At 48.6% G+C, this 19,939-nt stretch carries 20 protein-coding genes and 1 tRNA gene; 14 read left to right on the top strand and 7 right to left on the bottom strand.

Going from position 1 to position 19,939, the window contains the following annotated elements; all coding sequences use genetic code 11:
• The first annotated feature begins 4 nt into the window (after window positions 1-4).
• Window positions 5-817: a presenilin family intramembrane aspartyl protease PSH gene (locus ARCVE_RS09935; protein WP_013684641.1), complete on the top strand. Its 813-nt coding sequence runs from the start codon at window positions 5-7 to the stop codon at window positions 815-817.
• Here ARCVE_RS09935 and ARCVE_RS09930 read toward each other — a convergent pair.
• The gene (locus ARCVE_RS09930; RefSeq protein ID WP_013684640.1) at window positions 761-1,741 is read right to left on the bottom strand and encodes an NOG1 family protein; all 981 of its coding nucleotides are present in this window, start codon (window positions 1,739-1,741) and stop codon (window positions 761-763) included. The two genes, ARCVE_RS09935 and ARCVE_RS09930, sit on opposite strands and share 57 nt — an antisense overlap.
• A gap of 149 nt (window positions 1,742-1,890) precedes the next feature.
• On the opposite strand from ARCVE_RS09930, the gene ARCVE_RS09925 reads away from it, so the two are divergent.
• From ARCVE_RS09925 to amrS, 3 genes are all read left to right on the top strand, one after another.
• Complete coding sequence (locus ARCVE_RS09925) at window positions 1,891-2,778, top strand: CBS domain-containing protein (protein ID WP_013684639.1); 888 nt, start codon at window positions 1,891-1,893, stop codon at window positions 2,776-2,778.
• A 19-nt stretch (window positions 2,779-2,797) separates the two neighbouring features.
• Window positions 2,798-3,739, top strand: a complete 942-nt coding sequence (locus ARCVE_RS09920; RefSeq protein ID WP_013684638.1) for a DUF483 domain-containing protein — start codon at window positions 2,798-2,800, stop codon at window positions 3,737-3,739.
• Between the two features lie 107 nt (window positions 3,740-3,846).
• Window positions 3,847-4,848, top strand: coding sequence for an AmmeMemoRadiSam system radical SAM enzyme (amrS, locus tag ARCVE_RS09915; RefSeq protein WP_013684637.1), 1,002 nt, complete (start codon window positions 3,847-3,849; stop codon window positions 4,846-4,848).
• On the opposite strand, the gene ARCVE_RS09910 is transcribed toward amrS, so the two are convergent.
• The gene (locus ARCVE_RS09910; RefSeq protein ID WP_048086010.1) at window positions 4,849-5,427 is read right to left on the bottom strand and encodes a DUF4350 domain-containing protein; all 579 of its coding nucleotides are present in this window, start codon (window positions 5,425-5,427) and stop codon (window positions 4,849-4,851) included. It lies immediately after the preceding gene.
• A gap of 121 nt (window positions 5,428-5,548) precedes the next feature.
• Between ARCVE_RS09910 and ARCVE_RS09905 the strand changes: the two genes are divergently transcribed.
• A tRNA-Gly gene (locus tag ARCVE_RS09905) sits at window positions 5,549-5,619 on the top strand.
• 11 nt (window positions 5,620-5,630) lie between these two features.
• Here ARCVE_RS09905 and ARCVE_RS09900 read toward each other — a convergent pair.
• The 3 genes from ARCVE_RS09900 to ARCVE_RS09890 form a co-directional block, all read right to left on the bottom strand.
• Entirely contained in the window at window positions 5,631-6,521 is an 891-nt protein-coding gene (locus ARCVE_RS09900; protein ID WP_013684635.1) for a hypothetical protein, read from the bottom strand.
• Window positions 6,522-6,591: 70 nt separating this feature from the next.
• Window positions 6,592-8,445, bottom strand: a complete 1,854-nt coding sequence (locus ARCVE_RS09895) for a heme lyase CcmF/NrfE family subunit (protein WP_013684634.1) — start codon at window positions 8,443-8,445, stop codon at window positions 6,592-6,594.
• A complete protein-coding gene (locus ARCVE_RS09890; RefSeq protein ID WP_013684633.1) occupies window positions 8,445-8,831 on the bottom strand; it encodes a cytochrome c maturation protein CcmE domain-containing protein in 387 nt (128 codons plus the stop codon). The genes ARCVE_RS09895 and ARCVE_RS09890 overlap by 1 nt, the downstream gene beginning before the upstream one ends.
• A 112-nt stretch (window positions 8,832-8,943) precedes the next feature.
• Here ARCVE_RS09890 and trxB point away from each other — a divergent pair, with 112 nt between their 5' ends.
• Complete coding sequence (gene trxB / locus ARCVE_RS09885; RefSeq protein WP_013684632.1) at window positions 8,944-9,846, top strand: thioredoxin-disulfide reductase; 903 nt, start codon at window positions 8,944-8,946, stop codon at window positions 9,844-9,846.
• Here the strand turns inward: trxB and ARCVE_RS09880 are convergent.
• Complete coding sequence (locus ARCVE_RS09880) at window positions 9,830-10,687, bottom strand: ADP-ribosylglycohydrolase family protein (RefSeq protein WP_232215801.1); 858 nt, start codon at window positions 10,685-10,687, stop codon at window positions 9,830-9,832. The two genes, trxB and ARCVE_RS09880, sit on opposite strands and share 17 nt — an antisense overlap.
• A 50-nt stretch (window positions 10,688-10,737) precedes the next feature.
• Between ARCVE_RS09880 and ARCVE_RS09875 the strand changes: the two genes are divergently transcribed.
• A complete protein-coding gene (locus ARCVE_RS09875) occupies window positions 10,738-11,283 on the top strand; it encodes a hypothetical protein (RefSeq protein WP_013684630.1) in 546 nt (181 codons plus the stop codon).
• A gap of 59 nt (window positions 11,284-11,342) precedes the next feature.
• Window positions 11,343-12,200, top strand: a complete 858-nt coding sequence (locus ARCVE_RS09870; protein WP_013684629.1) for a universal stress protein — start codon at window positions 11,343-11,345, stop codon at window positions 12,198-12,200.
• 63 nt (window positions 12,201-12,263) lie between these two features.
• Here the strand turns inward: ARCVE_RS09870 and ARCVE_RS09865 are convergent, their stop codons facing one another.
• Window positions 12,264-13,406: an acetylornithine transaminase gene (locus ARCVE_RS09865; protein WP_013684628.1), complete on the bottom strand. Its 1,143-nt coding sequence runs from the start codon at window positions 13,404-13,406 to the stop codon at window positions 12,264-12,266.
• Between the two features lie 78 nt (window positions 13,407-13,484).
• Between ARCVE_RS09865 and ARCVE_RS09860 the strand changes: the two genes are divergently transcribed.
• The 6 genes from ARCVE_RS09860 to ARCVE_RS09835 all read left to right on the top strand — a co-directional run bounded on the left by ARCVE_RS09860 (window position 13,485) and on the right by ARCVE_RS09835 (window position 19,680).
• Complete coding sequence (locus tag ARCVE_RS09860; protein WP_013684627.1) at window positions 13,485-13,985, top strand: phosphoribosylaminoimidazolecarboxamide formyltransferase; 501 nt, start codon at window positions 13,485-13,487, stop codon at window positions 13,983-13,985.
• A 141-nt stretch (window positions 13,986-14,126) separates the two neighbouring features.
• A complete protein-coding gene (locus tag ARCVE_RS09855; RefSeq protein ID WP_013684626.1) occupies window positions 14,127-15,722 on the top strand; it encodes an ABC transporter substrate-binding protein in 1,596 nt (531 codons plus the stop codon).
• 74 nt (window positions 15,723-15,796) lie between these two features.
• Window positions 15,797-16,807 (top strand): ABC transporter permease, encoded by a 1,011-nt coding sequence (locus tag ARCVE_RS09850; RefSeq protein ID WP_013684625.1) that lies wholly within the window; start codon window positions 15,797-15,799, stop codon window positions 16,805-16,807.
• A 9-nt stretch (window positions 16,808-16,816) separates the two neighbouring features.
• The gene (locus ARCVE_RS09845; protein ID WP_013684624.1) at window positions 16,817-17,683 is read left to right on the top strand and encodes an ABC transporter permease; all 867 of its coding nucleotides are present in this window, start codon (window positions 16,817-16,819) and stop codon (window positions 17,681-17,683) included.
• A gap of 1 nt (window position 17,684) precedes the next feature.
• Complete coding sequence (locus ARCVE_RS09840; RefSeq protein WP_013684623.1) at window positions 17,685-18,683, top strand: ABC transporter ATP-binding protein; 999 nt, start codon at window positions 17,685-17,687, stop codon at window positions 18,681-18,683.
• Window positions 18,684-18,693: 10 nt separating this feature from the next.
• On the top strand, window positions 18,694-19,680 hold the full coding sequence (locus tag ARCVE_RS09835) for an ABC transporter ATP-binding protein (protein ID WP_013684622.1): 987 nt from the start codon (window positions 18,694-18,696) through the stop codon (window positions 19,678-19,680).
• Window positions 19,681-19,939 lie beyond the last annotated feature (259 nt).

Here is a 19,939-nt window from a genome sequence, read left to right as displayed (position 1 = left end):
AAATATGAAGGCAAGGTACGCGATACTTGCAATCTATTTTTTTGCCGCACTTGTAGCCATAGCTGTAACGCCGGAGTATGAGGCTGCAGGAGTGCAGGCCTTCGAGAATCCGGGGGACATCTCCAACTCCATTCTGTACTTTGTGGCTATACTCGCCTTCACAGCATTTATCCTTGTGGTTTCCCGCTATAAGGCCGTTCTACAGCTCGTAATGTACGGTCTTATTTTAATTTCAGTTTATTACGTCATCTATCCATTTGCAGGATTGCTTTCTGCCATTCCTGCTGTGATTATCGTTCTGTTCCTCGTTAAAAAGCCGAACTGGATTGTAATAGACGTTTCTGCTTTTCTGCTGTCGGTAGGTATAATTTCTATATTTGGCATAAGCCTCGAACCTCTTCCGGCTATAGTGTTGCTGCTGATACTCGCCATATACGATGCAATTTCCGTGTATAGGACGAAACACATGATAAGCCTGGCAGAATCGGTGACGAGGCTAAGACTCCCTCTGCTTTTTGTGATACCTCTCACGAGGGATTTCAGCTTCGAGGCCATTGGTAGCAAAGAAGGGGAAGAGAAAAAGGCAATCTACATAGGTGTTGGAGACATAGTCGTTCCGAACATACTCGTCGTGTCCGCCCAGCACTTCACGTCTTCGCCAGCGATAGGCTTCATAAAGCTCTCGGCCCTGATGAGTCTATCTGGTGGACTTATCGGACTTGCCATCCTTCTCAGAATGGTCGGGAAACCTCAGGCCGGTTTACCCTTCCTCAACATCCCCACTATCGCAGGCTACCTGCTCTCCCAGCTCCTCTGACCTCCTTGACTTCAAAACTTCTCTTATGAGTTCCACGACTTCCTCGATGCCCTCACCAGTTACGCTGGAGAACGCTGGCAAGTCTCGCCTGTCGTGCATGTCTGCCTTACTGTAAACGGCTATTACTGGCTTTTCAAGCGTTTTTACCTCCTCGAGTAGTGAAAGCTGGCTTTCGATGCGGTAGCCGCACGTTTCTGTCGGATCGATTATGAACAGAATGCAGTCGGCAAGGTGCTTCAGGCAGAGGATTGCTCTCCGCTCGATGGGGTTCCTTTTGTGTATCGGCCTGTCGAGCAGCCCGGGAGTATCGACCACCTGGACCCTTCCATCGATGTCGGCGATGCCCACATATATCTCCTTCGTTGTGAAGGGGTACGTTGCAATCTCGGGTTGTACAGTAGAAATCCTTGCGACGAAGCTTGACTTCCCCACATTCGGATAGCCGGCAACGACTACTACTGGTTCGTCGCCAAAAACTGGGATCTGACGCATCTTCTGTTTTGCTTCATTGAGAAAACGAAGCTCGTCGTCAATTTGATTCACAATCGAGGCAATTCTGCCGTAGGCCGCTTTTATAACGACCTCCGGGTTTTTCCCGCCCTTCACCTCTCTAACACTCTTGGTTATAATTTTCTGAATCATTCCGTCCGCCCACTTAAGAGCGGCAAGGCTCTTCCTTAACCTGCCGAGCCCAATGACTACATCGATCATCTCTCTGTAGAAGTCTGGAAGGGCGGAGTAATTGGGATGGGATGTGATTATGCGATCAAAGTAACTGGAAAGGACATTGGATACAGTGGCGAGCTTGTTGAGTGTCTTTTCCTTCTTGTTTCTGCCCGATACTTTCGAGGCCTTTCTGAAGGCCTTGTCGAGTAGTTCGTCGGCTGTAAGCACGGTTGGTAGTTTTCTTGGTTCAAATTTCATCAAGGTGCAGTTGTAGGCAGCTATAAAAAACCTTGCCCGGAAGTTAAAAATCAGCCTAAAATTAATTTGAAAGAATTTTAATCTGAGAGATATCTCAAGAAAAATATTTATAGTCGCACAAATTAGGATAAGCCAAAGGAGGAGGGTACATGCTCGAGCTTACCCAGATTCAGAAGGACATACTCTATGCGCTAATCACACTTTACAAAAAGAAGGGTGGCGCTTCGATAAAAGGCGAAGAAATCGCCGAACTCATTAACAGAAATCCTGGAACTGTCAGAAACCAGATGCAGGCTTTGCGTGCTTTGGGCCTTGTTGAGGGCGTCCCTGGACCAAAAGGTGGATACAGGCCAACGGCAAAGGCGTACGAGCTTCTCGCAATAACCAAGCCAGAAGAAGCAGTTAGAGTGCCGATCACCGTCAACGGTGAGGTTATAGATGCGAGTGCTGAGGAGATAGACCTCCCGTCGCTGAGCCATCCTAAGGTTTGTGGTGCAAGAATAAGGGTTCTTGGAGATATAAGAAAGATTAATCCTGGAGACAGAGTGGTTATAGGGCCAACTCCCGTTAACGAACTCATGGTTTGGGGGACAGTAACGGGAAGGGACGACACAACGAACTCCATAGTAATAGATATTGAAAAAATCTTTGCGCTCCCCAAAGATACAGTCGGAGAGCACATGTCTTCGCCGATTATAACAGTCGATGCAGATCAAACCGTGAGAGAGGCAGCAAAAGTGCTGGCAGAGCACACGATTCACTGCGCTCCCGTTAAGGAAGGAGAGGCTTTCGTCGGTCTTTTGGGTCTCATACAGGTTGCAAAAGCTCTCGCAAACAACATACTTGACAGACCCGTTAAGGAAGTAATGGTTCCAAAAGTCGTTCTTGTGGAAAAGAACACCAAGATCAGAGAGGCGCTGCGTATAATGAGAGACGAAAGTGTGAGAATTCTCATAGTTACGGACTCAGGAGAGCCCGTTGGAGTCATAACTGCCCACAAGATACTCCTTGAACTCGCACCGGAGCAAGTCAAGTGATATCTGGCAGAAACAATAAATGAGTTTCTCTCTAATTTTTGAGGCTGGAAGAATTGCTGCCGGACTTACCGATTGCGTAATGTACAATCCCTTTCCTGAGATTTCTGCAGGAGCACAACTTCCACTGCACAGGTTGCTTTCTGGATACAGACAGGGGATTTGCAGCTTGAACGAGCTTTACGATTACGTGGAAAGGCTTGAGAGGTGGGCTGAGGAGGAGGCGAGAGTTTTCAGAACGCCAGACGTGTTGCGGGAGTACTGTGAAATAAAGCCTGTCCCGTTCTGTTTTATTATTAACAGAATAATCAGCTCACCCAGGCTCGAATTCGCTCCGGAGATGCAGTTTTACCTTGTAAGAGCAGGTAGGGAGCGAGCAATTGCGAAGATGTTATCAAAGATCAGAAACGCTGAGAAATCTGCGATAAAAAAGTCGGATGCAAGGAAAATAGCGAGAATTAATGAAATCGAAGGGAGAATGCTTGGTTATCCCGACTGCTGCGTGAATGCCTTCGTCGAACTGAAGAAAGGGAGGATGGAGGGCAAAGATCTACCCTCTCCGGAAAGAGTTATTGCAGAGGAGTTTGTCGAGCGAGGTCTTGCGGAGCTTACAGTCAGAATTCTGGAAGGTGAAGAAGACCTGCCGGACGAGAGCTACTCTCTCTTTGCAACAAACTTCTACCCGTGCTCGCTGCTCTGCCCCAAAGCTCTGGAGGCTGGGCGCAGATACAGGGAATTCCTCGACAAAACTATGCACGGGCTGTTTATCGCAGGCATTGCTGCTAATCTCGCGTCAATTCTTGTGGTCTGCTTCAACATGCACCTCAAGGGCTATTTTGCCTCACTATCACCTCTTTTTTCCGCCAGAAGTGTGCGAAATCTCGCGGAAGAGTACTCGAAGAATCCGTCGGCATTTCACAGCACTATCACGCGTAGATTTTACCAGACTTACGAGCGTGTTTGAGGTATAGTTAGGTTGAGCAGGATTTAAGACTGGTTTTAACTGCCAATACTTGAAATCAAGAACCCAAAGCCAACGCTTAAATCAGTTGAACGACTAAAGTTTTAGGGATGATAGTTGAATCGTACCTTTACGAGAAACTCGATGGAGATGTGCAATGTAAAACGTGCAACCACTACTGCAAGCTCAAGGCAGAGAAGTGGGGAATCTGCAGGGTAAGGAAGAATGAGAAGGGAAATTTGATGGTTTACAACTACGGCCTCGTGTCGTCAATGGCCGTTGATCCTATCGAGAAGAAACCCTTCCACAATTTCAAGCCCGGGACGGATGTCCTGTCTTTTGGCAGCATAAGCTGCAATTTCCGCTGTCTCCACTGCCAGAACTACTCAATAGCGTTTGCAGACCTGACGTATCCATACGTCAGAGAACTGAAGCCAGAAGACGTTGCAGAGCTTGTGGTAGAGAAAAGAGCCGATGGAGTTGCGTGGACGTACAACGAGCCGGGAATCTGGCACGAGTTCGCGCTTGACGCGAGCAAGGAGGTTAAGAAGCGTGGAGATTACTACGTCGTTTACGTAACCAATGGCTACATGAGCAAAGAGGCAATAGACCAGCTCGATGTGCTTGATGCGGCCAACGTTGACGTTAAGGCTTTCAGCGAGGAATTTTACCGAAGAATATGCAAGGCGAAGCTTGAGAGAGTCCTCGATACCGTGGAGTATATGCACAGAAAGGGCATCTTCCTCGAAATTACGTACCTCGTAATACCGGGAGAGAACGACAGCGAGGAGGAGATAAAGGAATTTGCAGAATGGGTTTGCAGCATGGACAAGCGCATACCGGTACACTTCTCCCGCTTCCACCCTGACTTCCAGATGACTGACAAGCCCTCGACACCCCTCTACACGCTGGAGATGGCAGTAAGGGTAGCGAAGGACGTGGGGCTGGAGTACGTTTACATAGGAAACGTGTGGGGACATGAGTACGAGGACACATACTGCCCGAACTGTGGTACAAAGCTGATAGACAGGGAAGGGTTCTACATAGTTAAGAACGAGCTCGACGGGGATAGATGTCCGGAGTGCGGGTACAGACAAAATATAGTACTGTAACTAAAGCTCTCCCTTTAGCAACTTCAACGAGAACTTCCTGTTGTCGGCAAGCCCTATGGAGAAGTTATCCCAGAAAACGCACGTTCCGAGGACGAAAAGGTTGCCATCCCTCGTTCCAAAGACAGCTCCAGATGCACTCGTGACGAAGGGTTCTCCACCGCTGACGGAGGCGGAGCAGGGCATTACGAGTTCCATGCCTCTGCACACGGCCTTCGGATACATACTGTCGCCGTGGTTGTTTGAATCGTCAACGATGACGTCGTAGTTTACCCTGACATCGCTAACCTTCGCGAGAACTCTGTTTACGTTCTCCGCAACCCCGTCGAGGTTCGAATAGTAGGCCGCGAAGATTATCCGCTTGCCCCGTTTCAGCCACGCCTTTATTCTGCCAATCTCCCACTTCCTGAATCTGATCTCTGGATAGTTGAAGACGATTGTATCGTAGCTTGCAAGCCTCGAGAAGCTCTTGATCTCTACGATCTCTACTCCCTCCTGCCCCGCATACCTCTTAAGCTTCGAAAAGTAGTAGTAATCTTCAATGGTGAATTCGCCGTGGCTCGCGTCCCAGGCCACCTTCATGTGATTCGCCAGACATATACCAATAAAATAAACTTTCGGAGTGACTGGGCACCCCATTGTCACACCCTCCCAAAAACAATAAATACAAAGAGACCCTGCCAATCTGTAGAAGCCTGCCAGAGCGCGGGTAGTCTAGCGGTAGGACAACGCCCTTCCGAGGCGTTAGCCCGGGTTCAAATCCCGGCCCGCGCATGTGGTTATTTTTAAAGTTTTTCCACAAAAGTCTTCACGGCTTTTATTACCTCATCTTTAAGCTTGTCAGGGAACCTCTCGCAGTGCTCTCTTGCTAACCTTATCACTTCATGTTTTGATAGTTCATCATTTACATCTAATCCGCTGTTATGTCTACTCCCGCACAGTCTGTAAAGCTCCCTGTCAACTCTTAACAATTCTGCAAGATTCTCTACATCTCTAACCTTCCTGTAAAGGTTTCCTTCTTCGTCGTAGTTGATTGACAGCGCCGAGATGAAACCGGACGCAACTTTCTCAAATCCAGCAAGTTCAGGACTCAGAAAGCGGGTTATAGGACATTCTCTTTCCAGATAGAACCCGCCATTCACGACGAAATCCAGCATTCTGGCCAAGACTTCTGGAGAAACGAGGGAACCAACTCTCTCCTCCTTAGGCAGCGGAACCTTGACGAAGTAGACGGAACAGCCGTCTTTCAGCTCTTCTGGCATGAATTCATCGCCTATTTTCGTTGCATCTTCAGCATAGTATGTGAGGTTAATGTCGCATCCATTCAGCCTGAAGTTTATCACATGTCTTCCGCCCTTTCCGAGCACACCCTCTCTTCTCTCCTCGACTATCTCTCCTCCAATCCTGTCAATTCCGTGCCTGATTTCCATAAGTGTCACTTCAGGAAGGTGGGAATCGACGAAAACGAGGTTGTCACCCAGAATGACGGCATGTTCCACATCTCCGCCCGAGCCTGCATACAGCACGGGCAACTCTCTATCAACGCTGCTCTTCTCGATTTCCTCGCAGACCCTCATTAAAAAGGCTTTCTCTTCTGGGAGCAGATTTGGTATTATTTTAACCCTCGAGACCAGACTTTTCTCACATAGCGGGCTCACGACCGGAGATGTCTCCATATTATTTTCTACTTTTCTATTTCTTAACGCTTTTTTTCTTAGGTCTGAGGACTCAAGCAATTCTAAATATCTATTCTGCTCTCTTCATAGCTCTTCTCGAGGGCATCAGGGCCACTATACCTCCAGCTATTATCAGCATGGAGCCGAGCCAGACGAAGGAGACGAGAGGAACGACGTAGAACTCGAAGTACGCTCTGCTTCCGTCTTTAGAAACGCCGCCCATAGCAATATATAGATCTCTGAACGGCTGCGATATAATTTCCACCGACGAAACAACTCTGTCCTGTCGCATAAGCTTGTAGAATATGAGCTTTGGATAGGTTACTCCCTGAAGTTCACCGTTTTCGTATATTTCCACCTTCGAAATTATGCAGAATTTTTCCTCGTCCTCTTTTACGTCGAAGCCTACGAGTCTGAGCTCAAAGCTTCCAACTTGTGCGGACTTCCCGTATTCTATCGTCACAGGCTTGTAGCTCTCTTCGTAGAGCCACGCACCCATAACCCCAATAAAGAGGAATATTAACCCAATGTGAGCTACGTAGCCACCGATCTTTCTCCTGTTGGCAATATCTACTATCCTCAGGTCCTGAACGTGGTTCAGAAGTGAAAAGAAGAAGATCGCAATACCTATGGCCGCAATCGTCGCCTTGAAAGATAGGTAAACTGCAACGCCAGCAATCAGCCCGACTACGGCAGAATACTTGCTGTACCTGATAAACTTCTCCCTATCTGCTCGCCAGTCTATAGCGGCGCAAATGCCGAGGAGGACTACGAGAGCAGTTCCAAGAGGAATTTCGAGCCGGTCATAGTAGTGGCGATCGACGGACGCGTTTGGAATGAAGAGCGGGGCAAGGGTGCCCAGCAGGACTGTCGCCATGGAGAGGAGTAGAATAACCATATTTCCGAGAATCAGCTTCTCTCTGACACCTTCGAGGCTTCCGCTGAAGAAATCCCTTCTAAGTGCCCATACAGTGATTCCAACAGCAGTAGCGAGGGCTATGAGCGCAAGATACGCATGTGCTTCTGGATTCTGGCCAAAAGCGTGAACGGAGCTTATTATCCCGCTTCTCGTTACGAACGTTGCAAGAATAACGAGATCGAAGGTTATAATTGCAAGAGCGTAGTTCAGAAGCTTTAACCCCCTTTTTCTCTCCTCCACAATCATTCCGTGAAGCAGAGCCGATGCGGTAAGCCAGGGCAGCAGACTCGCGTTCTCAACGGGGTCCCAGCCCCAGAATCCGCCCCAGCCAAGGGTTTTGTACGCCCACCACGCACCCAGAAGTATGCCAATGCTCAGAAACGCCCAGGAAACTATGAGGTACTTCCGCGAGAGTTTTATCCAGTTCTCCCTGAAGAATGTGGCTGCTATCGCAAGGGCGAATGGAATTGTCATGCCGGCGTAGCCGAGGAATATCGTGGGCGGATGGAATGCCATTTCCGGAGTTCTCAGGAGTGGGTTGAGGCCTATTCCATTTGGCGGCCTGAAATCGAGGCGGACAAAGGGGTTTGAGGATGTCAGGAGGAGGACGTTAAAGAATATAACAACGAGCGTTGAGATTGCGAGGGCGAGGGCAACAACTCTATCTTTATGATTTTTCTGACTGAAAAGGAGGACGGTGTTGAAAATTACAAGGTACCACGCCCAGAGAAGGAGTGAGCCTTCCCTGCCCGCCCACAGGGCGCTGATGGTGTAAAGCGTGGACAGATGTATATCGGAGTACTCAAAAACGTACTGAACGCTGAAGTCTCTTGCAAAGAAGTAGTACAGTAAGGTCAGGAGCGCTGCGGTCAGGAAGGTAAGAGAAGACAGAAGAGCTATTCTCGCGGGCTTCCACCTGTCCTCCTCTACACACCTGAGAAAAATAAAGGAGGCAGCTATCGACGATAACAAAGAACAGAGCAGAAAAACCTCGCCTACATCCATTATTTCACCTTTCCAGAGTAGTTCTCCTCCATCGCTTTGTACTTGCTCGGGCACTTGAGGAGGACTTTGGTTGCATGGAAATATCCGTCATAGTAATCTCCAACAACGACAGCGGGGATGCCCTCCTGATAGTTGGAGAGTATGCCTGTGTAGATGACCTTCATTTTTGTCTTTCCGTCGGTCAGCTCAAATATCCTCGTGTTGTTCTCGAGGAATATCGTCGAATTCGGGACAATTGTTCCGTTAACCTGCACATTTCTTGCTTCTCCTTTCTCCACAACGTAGCTTACTGTAACGTAGGGTGAGAGACCACTCTTGAATGAGAAGGCCATAGCGATAGCGAATACGATTATTACTGCCCCGAGCGCGACCTTAAGCTTCTCCATGTTCGTCAAGCTTTTCGACATACACTATTTAAGTGTTTTTAACTGGCATGGTATTGAGGTTAGAGACAAAACGCCCCTAAGTATTAATACAACGGAAGGCAAATCCCTACTCATGGAGTACGACGTTGCTATTATAGGTGCTGGGCCTGCTGGACTGACAGCAGCCATATACGCGGGTAGGTATGGCCTCAGAACAGTATTCTTCGAAAGTATGCCCTCCCAGCTCGCAGTTGTTCCGTTTATAGAAAACTACCCGGGATTTGAAGGCAGCGGCTACGAGTTGCTGGAGAAGATGAAGGAACAGGCGACGAAGTTTGCAGAACACAGGTTCGAAAGCGTGGAGGAGTTGAAGAAAGACGGCGACATATTCGTAGTTAAAACCGATTCGGGGGAGTATAGGGTTAAGGCTGTGATAGTTGCGACAGGTGGCAAACATAAAGAGCTCGGAGTTCCGGGTGAGAAGGAGTTCGTCGGTAGAGGAGTTAGTTACTGTGCCACCTGTGACGGCCACTTTTTCAGGGGAAAGCGCGTTCTCGTGATTGGAGGCGGCAATACCGCGGTGACGGATGCAGTATATCTCAAAGAAATTGGCTGCGACGTTACGCTCGTCCACAGAAGGGATGCGCTCAGGGCAGACAGGGCATTGCAGGACGAACTTTTCAAGAGAAACATACCGGTGATATGGAACTCAGTCGTCGAGAGAATAGAGGGCAGCAATAGAGTGGAGAGGGTTGTACTCCTCGACAGAGTCAAGAACGAGAAGTTCGTCGTCGAGGCTGATGGCGTGTTTATAGCTGTGGGCATCAGGCCTCAAACAGAAATCGTCGTAAACCTTGGGGTTGAAAGAGATTCAAAAGGATACATAAAGGTTGATAGGCGTCAGGCTACCAGTGTTCCGGGGGTTTTTGCTGCCGGTGACTGCTGTGACAACCCTCTGAAGCAGGTTGTGACCGCTTGCAGTGATGGGGCCATAGCAGCCAATTCAGCGTTCGAGTACATCATGTCGAAATCCTGACGTACAGCCTGTAAAGCTCGTCAGCGATGTGTAAGAGCTCCTCTGCAAATGTCCCCCACCTTTCGGGGATCGCTGAGTGGCCAAGCTTTGCCCCCTTGAGCCCGCCTGCGATGGCTGCTATGGTGTCCGTATCACCTCCAGCCCTCACGGCCATCAGAACGCACTCCTCGTAGCTTTCGGAGTTCAGATAGCAGTGAAGAGCTGAGGGCACGACATCGGTGGCGAGGATCGTAGTGCCGAGTTCCTCAATACTGCTATCTCTGGCCATCTCTATTTTTTCCGCCATCAAGTCGTCGTACTGTCTGCATCTCGCGCAAACTTCGTCGAGAATCTCATCGTCGGAATAATCCATGCAGATACACGCAAATGCTATGGCAACGGCTACGCTTCCCGCAATCGCTGCCTTCCCCTTGTGAGTAACCATTGCCTGCATGACGGCATAGCTTTCAACGAGGTCAAGGCTAAAGCTGTAAACGATACCAAGAGGCATGACGCGCATCGCCGCTCCGCATGTGTTCGAATCCACACCAGCTTCACGCCATGGTACGCCAGACCTGAGCTTTCTCAGCGCCTCTGCCGTTGTTGGCCCTATTTTCGGAGAGGTTATCTTGCAAAGCCTGAAGGCAAAGTCCTCCGGGTCGAAGTACGTTGTAGAGAGTAAAGACTCTGCAAGAATCAGCATCTGCTCGGTATCATCCGTCCATTCAACGGGTTCAACTTCAGAGCTTTCAATCTCGATATCCTCCTTTGGTAATCCTTCATAGGGCATCCCTATCGCGTCGCCTACTGCGAAGCCAGCAATCGCCCCTCTGAACCTGTCCACCATATCGTTAGGCCCCACGTAAAATCTACTTTCGTTACTTTTTTACACTTTACTACAGCAGAGCTGTTATGAGAACTGTTACCCTTCTGCTTGCAGCGTTCATGATCTCCGCTATTCTCGCTCCTCCTGAAGAACGGCTGGGAAACAGCTACAAGCTGATATACCTTCACCTGCCCCTTACGTTTTTCTCCTTTCTCACCATTGTCCTGCTACCAGTTCTCTCACTCATGGAAGTTTTCGGCAGAAAAATCAGATCTGAAAAATTTGCAATCGCTGGCGTTATGTTTGCGTTTGCAAATCTCGCAGTCTCGGCTCTTTTCATGAAGCTCGCCTGGGGAGGTGTGGCCTTTTCAGAACCACGCTTCGCTCTGAGCGCCCTCCTAATTATCTTACTTATTCTATTCATTGCGGCAAAGCATGTTTCACCGTATGTAGCCTTCGTTCACTCGGTTTTGACACCATTCCTCATCATGTATGCTTACTCTGATTCCTCTACTACCTTCCAGCTCCATCCGTCGTCTCTCGTAGGACTCGAACCACTTATGGTAATCCCCATGTTTTTCTCTTTCCCTCTTGTAGCCCTTCTTTATTTTTGGATTAGTACCCGGAGATAAATTTATATGTTCGAAAACACTAAAAAATAACTTACGATTTGGGTAGGAGGTGATGGTAAATGATAAGAAAAGTGCTGTTTCCGGTGGACTTCTCAATAGTCTCTGAATACGCGTTCGGAAACTGTATACCAAGGTTCTTTGCTTCAGGAGCGGCTAACGAACTAATTCTGTTTCATGCGCTTGATGTGGTTCCAACTACCGGACAGGCTCTCGAAGCTGTCGAAGAAATGGTGAGGAGGTATCAAAAGAGAATTGAGGAAATCTCTAAGGAATTCGAGGAGATGGGTATAAAGGCGAGAGGAATTGTTAGACTTGGAACTCCCGCCATCGAAATTGCGAAAGTGGCAGAAGAAGAGGACGTAGACCTGATATATATGCCAATGAAGGGTGAGAACATATTCAGGGAGATGCTGATAGGTTCAACGGCCGCCAACGTCGCAAGGGCTGCCAAGAAGCCAGTACTCTTCGTCAGGTACGAGTGGGACAGAGGAAAAAAGGCAATCAAGTGCTACTGGGACGCAAAGAGAGTTTTTGAGAAGCCCCTGATAGCTGTTGACTTCTCACCCTGCTCAGAGAAGGTAATTGGCGCAACAGAAGTGTTCAAGGAGTTTATCAAGGAGGCCGTTCTGATGCACGTCGTTGACTACGGAAGGGCTGAGGAAGTGGAAGAGAATGCAAAAAAGGCAATGGAGGAGCTGAAGAAGTATGAGGAAAAACTTGACTTCCCGGTAGAAGTAGAGGTACACAGCGGAGTTGCGTCAAAGGAAATTCTCATGACAGCTCCGGTGAACGGTGCCACACTGATAGTAATCGGAAAGAAGGGTAAGAGCATAATCAAGGAGCTTCTTCTCGGCAGTACGGCTGAGAACGTAATACGGAACTCGGTACTTCCTGTCCTCGTCGTTCCGTGCGAGTAATTTTATTTTAATTTTTAGTTTTATTATGTTTTCTTCGATCTCTGCATACTCTTTCAACTCCATTTACTTCAGGGACGACAGTATGTCTACAGCAAAATCAATCTCTTCTCTACCCGCTATCAGTGGCGGCACGAACCTGAGAGCATTTTCTGACGTTGCGTTGACGAGCAAACCCTTTTCAAGACTCCTCGACACCATGCCCGGAGCATTTTCAACTTTTGCACCAATCATCAGTCCCATGCCTCTGACTTCCTTGATGCCATCAAGTTCTTCGAGCCTTTTACGTAGATATTTACCTGTTTTTTCTGAGTTCTCAACGAGCTTTTCCTCTTCTATTATTTCTATCGTAGCAAGCGATGCAACGCATGCGAGTGGATTGCCGCCGAAGGTTGAAGCGTGCTCTCCAGCTTCGAGCTTCTCCGCTACTTCCTCGCTAACGCCGACACCTCCAATGGGGAAACCTGAGCCCATAGCCTTCGCCATTGCCATGATGTCAGGCTTTACGCCGTAGTGCTCCTTTGCGAACCACCTGCCAGTCCTTCCAAATCCCGTCTGAACTTCGTCGAATATAACGAGAAAGTTATACTCGTCGCGGAGCCTGAAAAGCTCATTGATAAATTCCTTGGTTGCCGGATATACTCCCGCCTCTCCCTGCACTGGCTCGAGAATAACTGCGGCAGTCTCTTCATCAACTTTCTTTTCAAGGTCCTCAACGCTGTTGAATTCTGCAAACTCTACCGGCTGAACGAGAGGCTCAAAGGGCCTTCTAAACTTCTCCTTCCATGTTACTGAGAGAGCACCCATCGTACGGCCATGGAATGAGCCGCTGAATGCGACGAACTTCTTTCTGCCAGTTGCTTTCCTCGCAATCTTGAGCGATGCTTCAACTGCCTCAGCCCCGCTGTTGCAGAAGAAGAACCTGTCCATCCCTGTAATCTCCCTCAGCTTCTCTGCAAGCTCTATCTGCGGGGTTGTGTAGTAGAGGTTGGAGACGTGAACGAGCTTTTTTAACTGTTCTGAAACTCTTGCAATGAATTTCGGGTGACAGTGCCCTAACGTAGCAGCGGCTATGCCAGCAACCATGTCGAGATACTTCTTTCCTTCAACATCGTAAAGGTAGCAACCTTCGCCTTTTACAAATACCACGGGCTGACGGCGGTAAAACTGAATGTGAACGGCTCTTTCCCTTTCAAACCATTCTTTCATGGGCTGACATTCGTCGGGATGTATTTAACCTTTGTCGGCAACGATTCATTCTTATGCCTACCTGCCACTCTGAAACCCATGCGAGCCCTGATATCCGTAAGCAACAAAGAAGGCGTTGCAGAATTCACAGCGAAGCTCGAGGAAATGGGAATTGAGATATTCGCAACTGAAGGGACGGCAAGGTCCCTCGAAGAAAGGGGAGTAAGAGTCAGACGTCTATCCGAATTAACCGGATTAAAGGAGACGCACCAGCTCAAGACTCTCCATCCCGCAATTTACGAAGCGATTTTTTCTGGTGAAATTGGCATGGTTGTAGTCAATCTGTATCCATTTGAGGAGGAGCCGTGCATTGAGAACATAGACATCGGCGGTGTGACACTCCTGAGGGCTGCTGCAAAAAACTACAGGCGGTGCTTAGCAGTCTCGAAACCAGAGCAGTACGATGATGTTATAAAAAACCTGAAGGAGGGTCTTACGGAAGAATTCAGGCTGAAACTTGCAAGTGAAGCTTTTGAATATGTCGCAGCTTACGACAAAGCCATTGCTGAGTGGTTCCGGACGAAGAGTTCTGTTGCATAGGGTTTTTTATAATATATGCGTACGAGTGTGCGCATAGCTTGCACATCGCTCACTATTATTTAAATTAATTAATCTTTAACAATTTTATTTTTGGAAAGTTTTATCAACATCCCATAACCATCATCAACCGGAGGTGCAGTTATGAAACTGAAAGATGGCATACTGAAAGTGTTGCTGCTGGCTGCAATAATAGCGATTGTCGTTGCTGCAAGCGGCTGTGCACAGAAGGAAGCTCCAGCAGAAACCGCCACCCCAGCAGAAACTGTTGAAACCGAGGCAGCGAAAGAGATAGTAATCGGTGTAACTGACAAGGTTACGGATCTCGATCCAAGCAACGCCTACGACTTCTACACCTGGGAAGTTATGAACAACGTCATGGGCGGTTTGATGCGCTACAAGCCAGGCACAACCGAAATTGAGCCTTACTTGGCAGAATCGTACGAAGTGCAGGACAATGGAAAGGTGTACATCTTCAAGCTGAGGAAGGATCTCAAGTTTGCTGACGGCACGCCGTGCACAGCACAGGATGTGGTAAGGTCGATAAAGAGAGTTATGGAAATTAACGGAGACCCAGCGTGGCTCGTTACAGACTTCGTTGAAGATGTTGAGGCTGTTGATGACTACACAGTCAAGTTCACCCTGAAGACACCTGTGTCCTACTTCCTCGCTCTGCTCGCAACCCCGCCGTACTTCCCCGTACACCCAGCATACAAGGCTAACGAAATCGATCCCGATCAGACGGCTGGTGGCGTAGGACCGTACAGGATCGTTAAGTGGGTTAGAGATCAGGAGCTTATACTCGAAGCCAACCCGTACTTCTTCGGCGAGAAGCCGAAGACTGAGAGAATAATCGTCAGGTTCTACCAGGACGCAACGACGCTCAGGCTTGCAGTTGAGAGGGGAGATGTTGACATTGCGTGGAGAACGCTAACACCGGTCGATCTCGAGTCCCTCAAGCAGAACCCGAAGCTTAAGGTCATCGAAGCGCCTGGAGCATACATAAGGTACATCGTCGTAAACGTGGCAATGGAGCCGACGAACGAGAAGCTTGTAAGGAAGGCCATCGCCGCTGCGGTTGACCGCAACGACATTGCTCAGAGAGTGTACATGGGCACCGTTGAACCGCTCTACACGCTTATACCCATGGGAATGTGGGGCCACAAGTCGGTGTTCGACAAGTACGGTGATGGAAACATCGAGCTTGCCAAGGAACTGCTCGCACAGGCTGGCTATGACGAGAACAACAAGCTGAAGGTAGAACTCTGGTGGACACCAACCCACTACGGCGACACCGAGAAGGATCTTGCGCAGGTTCTCAAGGAGCAGCTTGAGGCTACAGGCGTCATCGAAGTCGAGTTGAAGAGCGCCGAGTGGTCAACGTACGTTGACTATCTCAGAAAGGGAGCAATGATGCTCAGCCTGCTTGGCTGGTATCCAGACTACCTCGACCCAGATGACTATACAACGCCGTTCCTGAAGAGCGGCAGCAACAAGTGGCTGGGTAACGGCTATTCGAACCCGGAGATGGACGAACTTCTCGACAAGGCTGCTGCATCTACTGATATCAACGAGAGAACGAAGTACTACGAACAGGCCCAGGACATCCTTGCGGAAGACGTGCCAATAATACCGCTCATCCAGGGTAAGCTGTACGTAGTGGCAAACAAGGACATCAGCGGTATTACACTTGATCCAACGATGATCTTCAGGTACTGGCTGCTCGAGTGGGAGACCTAAATTTTTAAATTATTTTTATTAATTTTATCCATTATAGGGGATAAACTTATAAACTCAATGTCGTAGGTGAGGCGATGCCGTCTCTGAAGACGTACATAATAACAAGGGCCCTGACGGTACTCCCAACAGTCCTGATTCTGCTCACTGTAGTCTTCTTCATCCTGAGGGTCCTGCCTGGCGACCCCATTGCCGCAATGGTTGGACAGAAAGTCCCACCCGAAGTCCTTGAGAAGATGAGGGAAGAAGCAGGACTCAACAAACCGCTGATAGTGCAGTACGTGGACTATTTATCAAGCGTCTTTAGAGGAGACCTCGGTAAATCAATGATATGGGGCAAAAGGCCGGTTATAGACGAGATCATGGACAGATTTCCCGCAACCCTCGAGCTCACAATATTCGGATTTGCCCTAAGCGTGCTAATTGGCCTTATTACTGGCTCCATTGCAGCCTTCAGGCGAGGCAGCGCCATCGATACCTCCATGAGAATATACAGCATCGTAGCCTACACGCTGTTCATTCCATGGTTTGGTATGCTCCTTCAGATGGTCTTTGGTATCTATCTTGGTATGTTCCCGATAGGCGGTAGAATCGATCCAGGCTTGGAGCCAGCCAGAATTACAGGACTTTATGTGGTTGATAGTTTGCTAACTCTTAATTTCGACTCGCTCAGCAGCGCGTTGCTGCACCTCTTCCTGCCATCCCTAACTCTTGGTATCGTTCTTTCTGGAGCATACACGAGGCTTGTGAGAAACAACCTGATAGATGTTCTCAGCCAGGACTTTATACTGGCCTACAGGGCGAGAGGGATTAGAAGCTCGAAGATTGCATTTCACGCGATGAAGAACGCGTTTATCCCCGTGATAACACTTATGGGGTTACAGTTTGCGATACTGCTTGCAGGAGCTGTGCTTACTGAAACAACGTTCTCCTGGCCTGGAATGGGTACGTTCCTGCTTGAAAGGATACAGTACAGAGATTACACATCAGTGCAGGGCGCAATAGTGTTCTACGCGCTGTTTGTAGCGTTGATAAGTCTGATCGTGGACGTAATTTACGCATTAGTGGATCCAAGGATAAGGTATTGAGGTGTAAGCATGAACGCTGAAGTGAACAATCTGGCAACGAGGTTCCTTAAATTCCTGATACCAGAAGCGGAAGGCAGATGGATGGTGTTAGCCGGGATGGCTATAGTCTTCGCTGTCGTGTTTATGGCAGCTTTTCCGCAGTTCATCGCTCCATATGATCCTACCAAGTCCACCGGAGACATTCTGAAGCCACCTTCTTCTAAGCACCTCATGGGCACCGATAACCTCGGCAGAGATATATTCTCCAGAGTCATTTACGGTTCAAGGGTTGTGCTACTCGTCGTGTTCTCAGCATCGCTTGCTTCGATGAGCATAGGCATCCCCCTTGGGCTAATTTCCGGATACTTCGGAGGGAAGCTTGACAGGTTTCTCTCCATGCTGATGGATAGCATGTATGCCTTCCCCAGCCTTATACTGGCCATAGCAATTGCTGCAGTTCTCGGCCCGAGCATCCTGAACGCCATGGTTGCAATATCTGTTGTGTATGTGCCAACTTACTTCAGAATGATTCGTGGACAGACACTATCGGTAAAATCAAGGCTCTTCGTTGAAGCTGCAAGGGCTGTGGGGGCAAGCAATGCAAAGATAATGCTGAGGTACATACTTCCAAACCTTGTGCCGACGGTAGTTGTGGTGTTCTCGCTCAGCGTTGCAGATGCAATTCTGACTGAGGCGGGCTTAAGCTTTCTTGGCTTCATAGTTACTGCCCCAACACCTGACTGGGGTTACGATCTGAGCGCTGGGAAGCCATATCTGCCAGCAGGCTACTGGTGGATGATCACGTTTCCGGGTATGATGGTTATGCTCCTTGCATTGGGCTTTGCTCTTATTGGTGAAGGGCTGAGCGAAGTCTACGCCCCGAGGAGGGAGAGGTAACATGGAAGCAGCAGCAATAAATCGGCCAATGAGTACAGCAATGAACGACACAGCAAAAGACACTCTACTCAAGATAGAAAACCTCGTAACGCAGTATTCGTCGAGGAGGGGAATACTGAAAGCTGTTGACAATGTCTCGCTCGACGTTAAGAGAGGTGAGTTCGTAAGTATTGTTGGCGAGAGTGGATGTGGCAAGTCTACCCTCGCATTTTCAGTAATGAGGCTAATCCTTCCGCCCGGAAAAATCGTTGGTGGAAAGATAATTTTCGATGGGATCGATTTGCTGGAGCTGTCTGAGGAAGAGATGAGAAAAGTAAGAGGGAAAGACATAGGGATGATTTTCCAGGATCCAATGACGAGTCTCGACCCCCTCGAAAAAATAGGTGAACAGATTGCAGAAACAATAATCGAGCACGAGAAGATGAGTAAAAAAGAGGCGCTCGAAAAGGCTTCCAAGCTGCTTGAGTCGGTAGGACTGCCAGGGGATAGAATAGACTACTACCCCCACCAGTTAAGCGGTGGACAGAGGCAGAGGATCATGATAGCACTTGCAGTATCTATGAACCCGAAGCTGCTTATTGCCGACGAACCAACGACAGCACTCGATGTTATCGTGCAGGAGAAGATCATGGATCTGCTCGATGAACTGAAAAAGCAGGGAAGAGCAATAATGCTGATCACCCACGATTTCTCCCTCGCTGCAACCAGAAGCGACAGAATTGCGGTGATGTATGCTGGCTGGCTCGTTGAGTATGGCAATGCAAGAAGCGTCGTGGACGAGCCGCTTCATCCGTACACAAGAGGGTTGATAGAATCCGTTCCGGATGTGTGGATTGACAGGGAGATCAAGCCAATGCCCGGATTTCCACCAGATTTAGTAAATCCGCCAGAAGGCTGCAGGTTCAGGCCAAGATGCCCACATGCCATGGATAAATGCAGCAGAGAGCCGCCGACAGTTGAAGTAGACGGAAGAAAAGTAAAGTGCTGGCTTTACGTCTGAGGTGTTAGCAATGGAACTCGTTAAGGTTGAGAACCTCAAGAAGTACTACCCCGTCCAGAAATCCTTTCTGGAAGTTCTCCTCTCAAGGAAACTGGAGTTTATAAAAGCTGTTGACAACGTTTCGTTTGACGTTAAAAAGGGAGAGACCCTCGCCTTCGTTGGAGAGAGTGGATGTGGCAAAACCACCACTGGCAGATTGATGGTAAAGCTCGAAGAACCAACAGACGGCAAGATATGGTTCAAGGGCAAGGACATTACAAACGTTAAAGGCGAGGAGCTCAGAAAAATACGCAGGCTTTTGCAGATAATCTTTCAGGATCCTTACGCATCCCTCAACCCGAAGATGAAAATCGGCGAGCACCTCGAAGACCCTCTGCTGATTCATGACCTTGCAACCAAGAAGGAGGCAAAGGAGCAGGCTTTGGACATGCTCGAAAGAGTTGGTTTGGTACCAGCGGAGCAGTTCTACAACCGATATCCGTATCAGTTGAGCGGCGGGCAGAGGCAGCGCGTGGCAATAGCGAGAGCAATGATACTGAAGCCAGAGTTCGTTGTTGCGGACGAGCCCGTTTCGATGATAGATGTTTCACTCAGGGCGTCGATACTGAACCTCCTGATGTCGTTTAAGAGGGACTACAACCTGTCAATGATCTTCATCACCCACGATCTTTCCGTTGCAAAGCTGATTGGCGATAGAATTGCAGTGATGTACCTCGGCAAGATAGTCGAGATTGGTAAAGTCAGGGATGTTATACACAGCCCTGCACATCCATACACTGCTGCGCTGCTTTCTGCGGTACCATCGCTTGCAGGAAAGGCTCTCAAGATTGAAATCAAGGGAGAAATTGCGAATCCAAGGTATCCGCCGCCTGGATGCAAATACCATCCAAGATGTCCCTACATGGAAAAGATTTGTGCGGAAAAAGAGCCAGAGCTTGTTAAGGTTGGCGAAGACCACTACGTTGCATGCCACAAGCCTCTTTCTTTAAGTCTTTGAAATGAGAGCTTCGTATTTATTTCTCTTTACAGCTTTTCAGTAGTAGTTATTGTTGCTGTACTTTGCGACATCTAATGCTAAGAATTAATGAATTAATGCTAAGACCTACAAGTACCGTCTCGCAGTTTTCAAAGCCAGAGTAGTAACACTGGAAAATTTAAAAAATTCATGCTAAAGCTTGCTCGCAAAGCGTTTGAGTGCGTTGCTGCCTACGACGAAAGCCATAACGAAGTTGTTTTGTCATCAGATCCGTTAGCAG

This window comes from Archaeoglobus veneficus SNP6 (genome assembly GCF_000194625.1).
GTDB lineage: Archaea > Halobacteriota > Archaeoglobi > Archaeoglobales > Archaeoglobaceae > Archaeoglobus_C > Archaeoglobus_C veneficus.
Note: the sequence above shows the minus strand (reverse complement) of the source record. Positions and strands in the feature narration are given on the sequence as shown.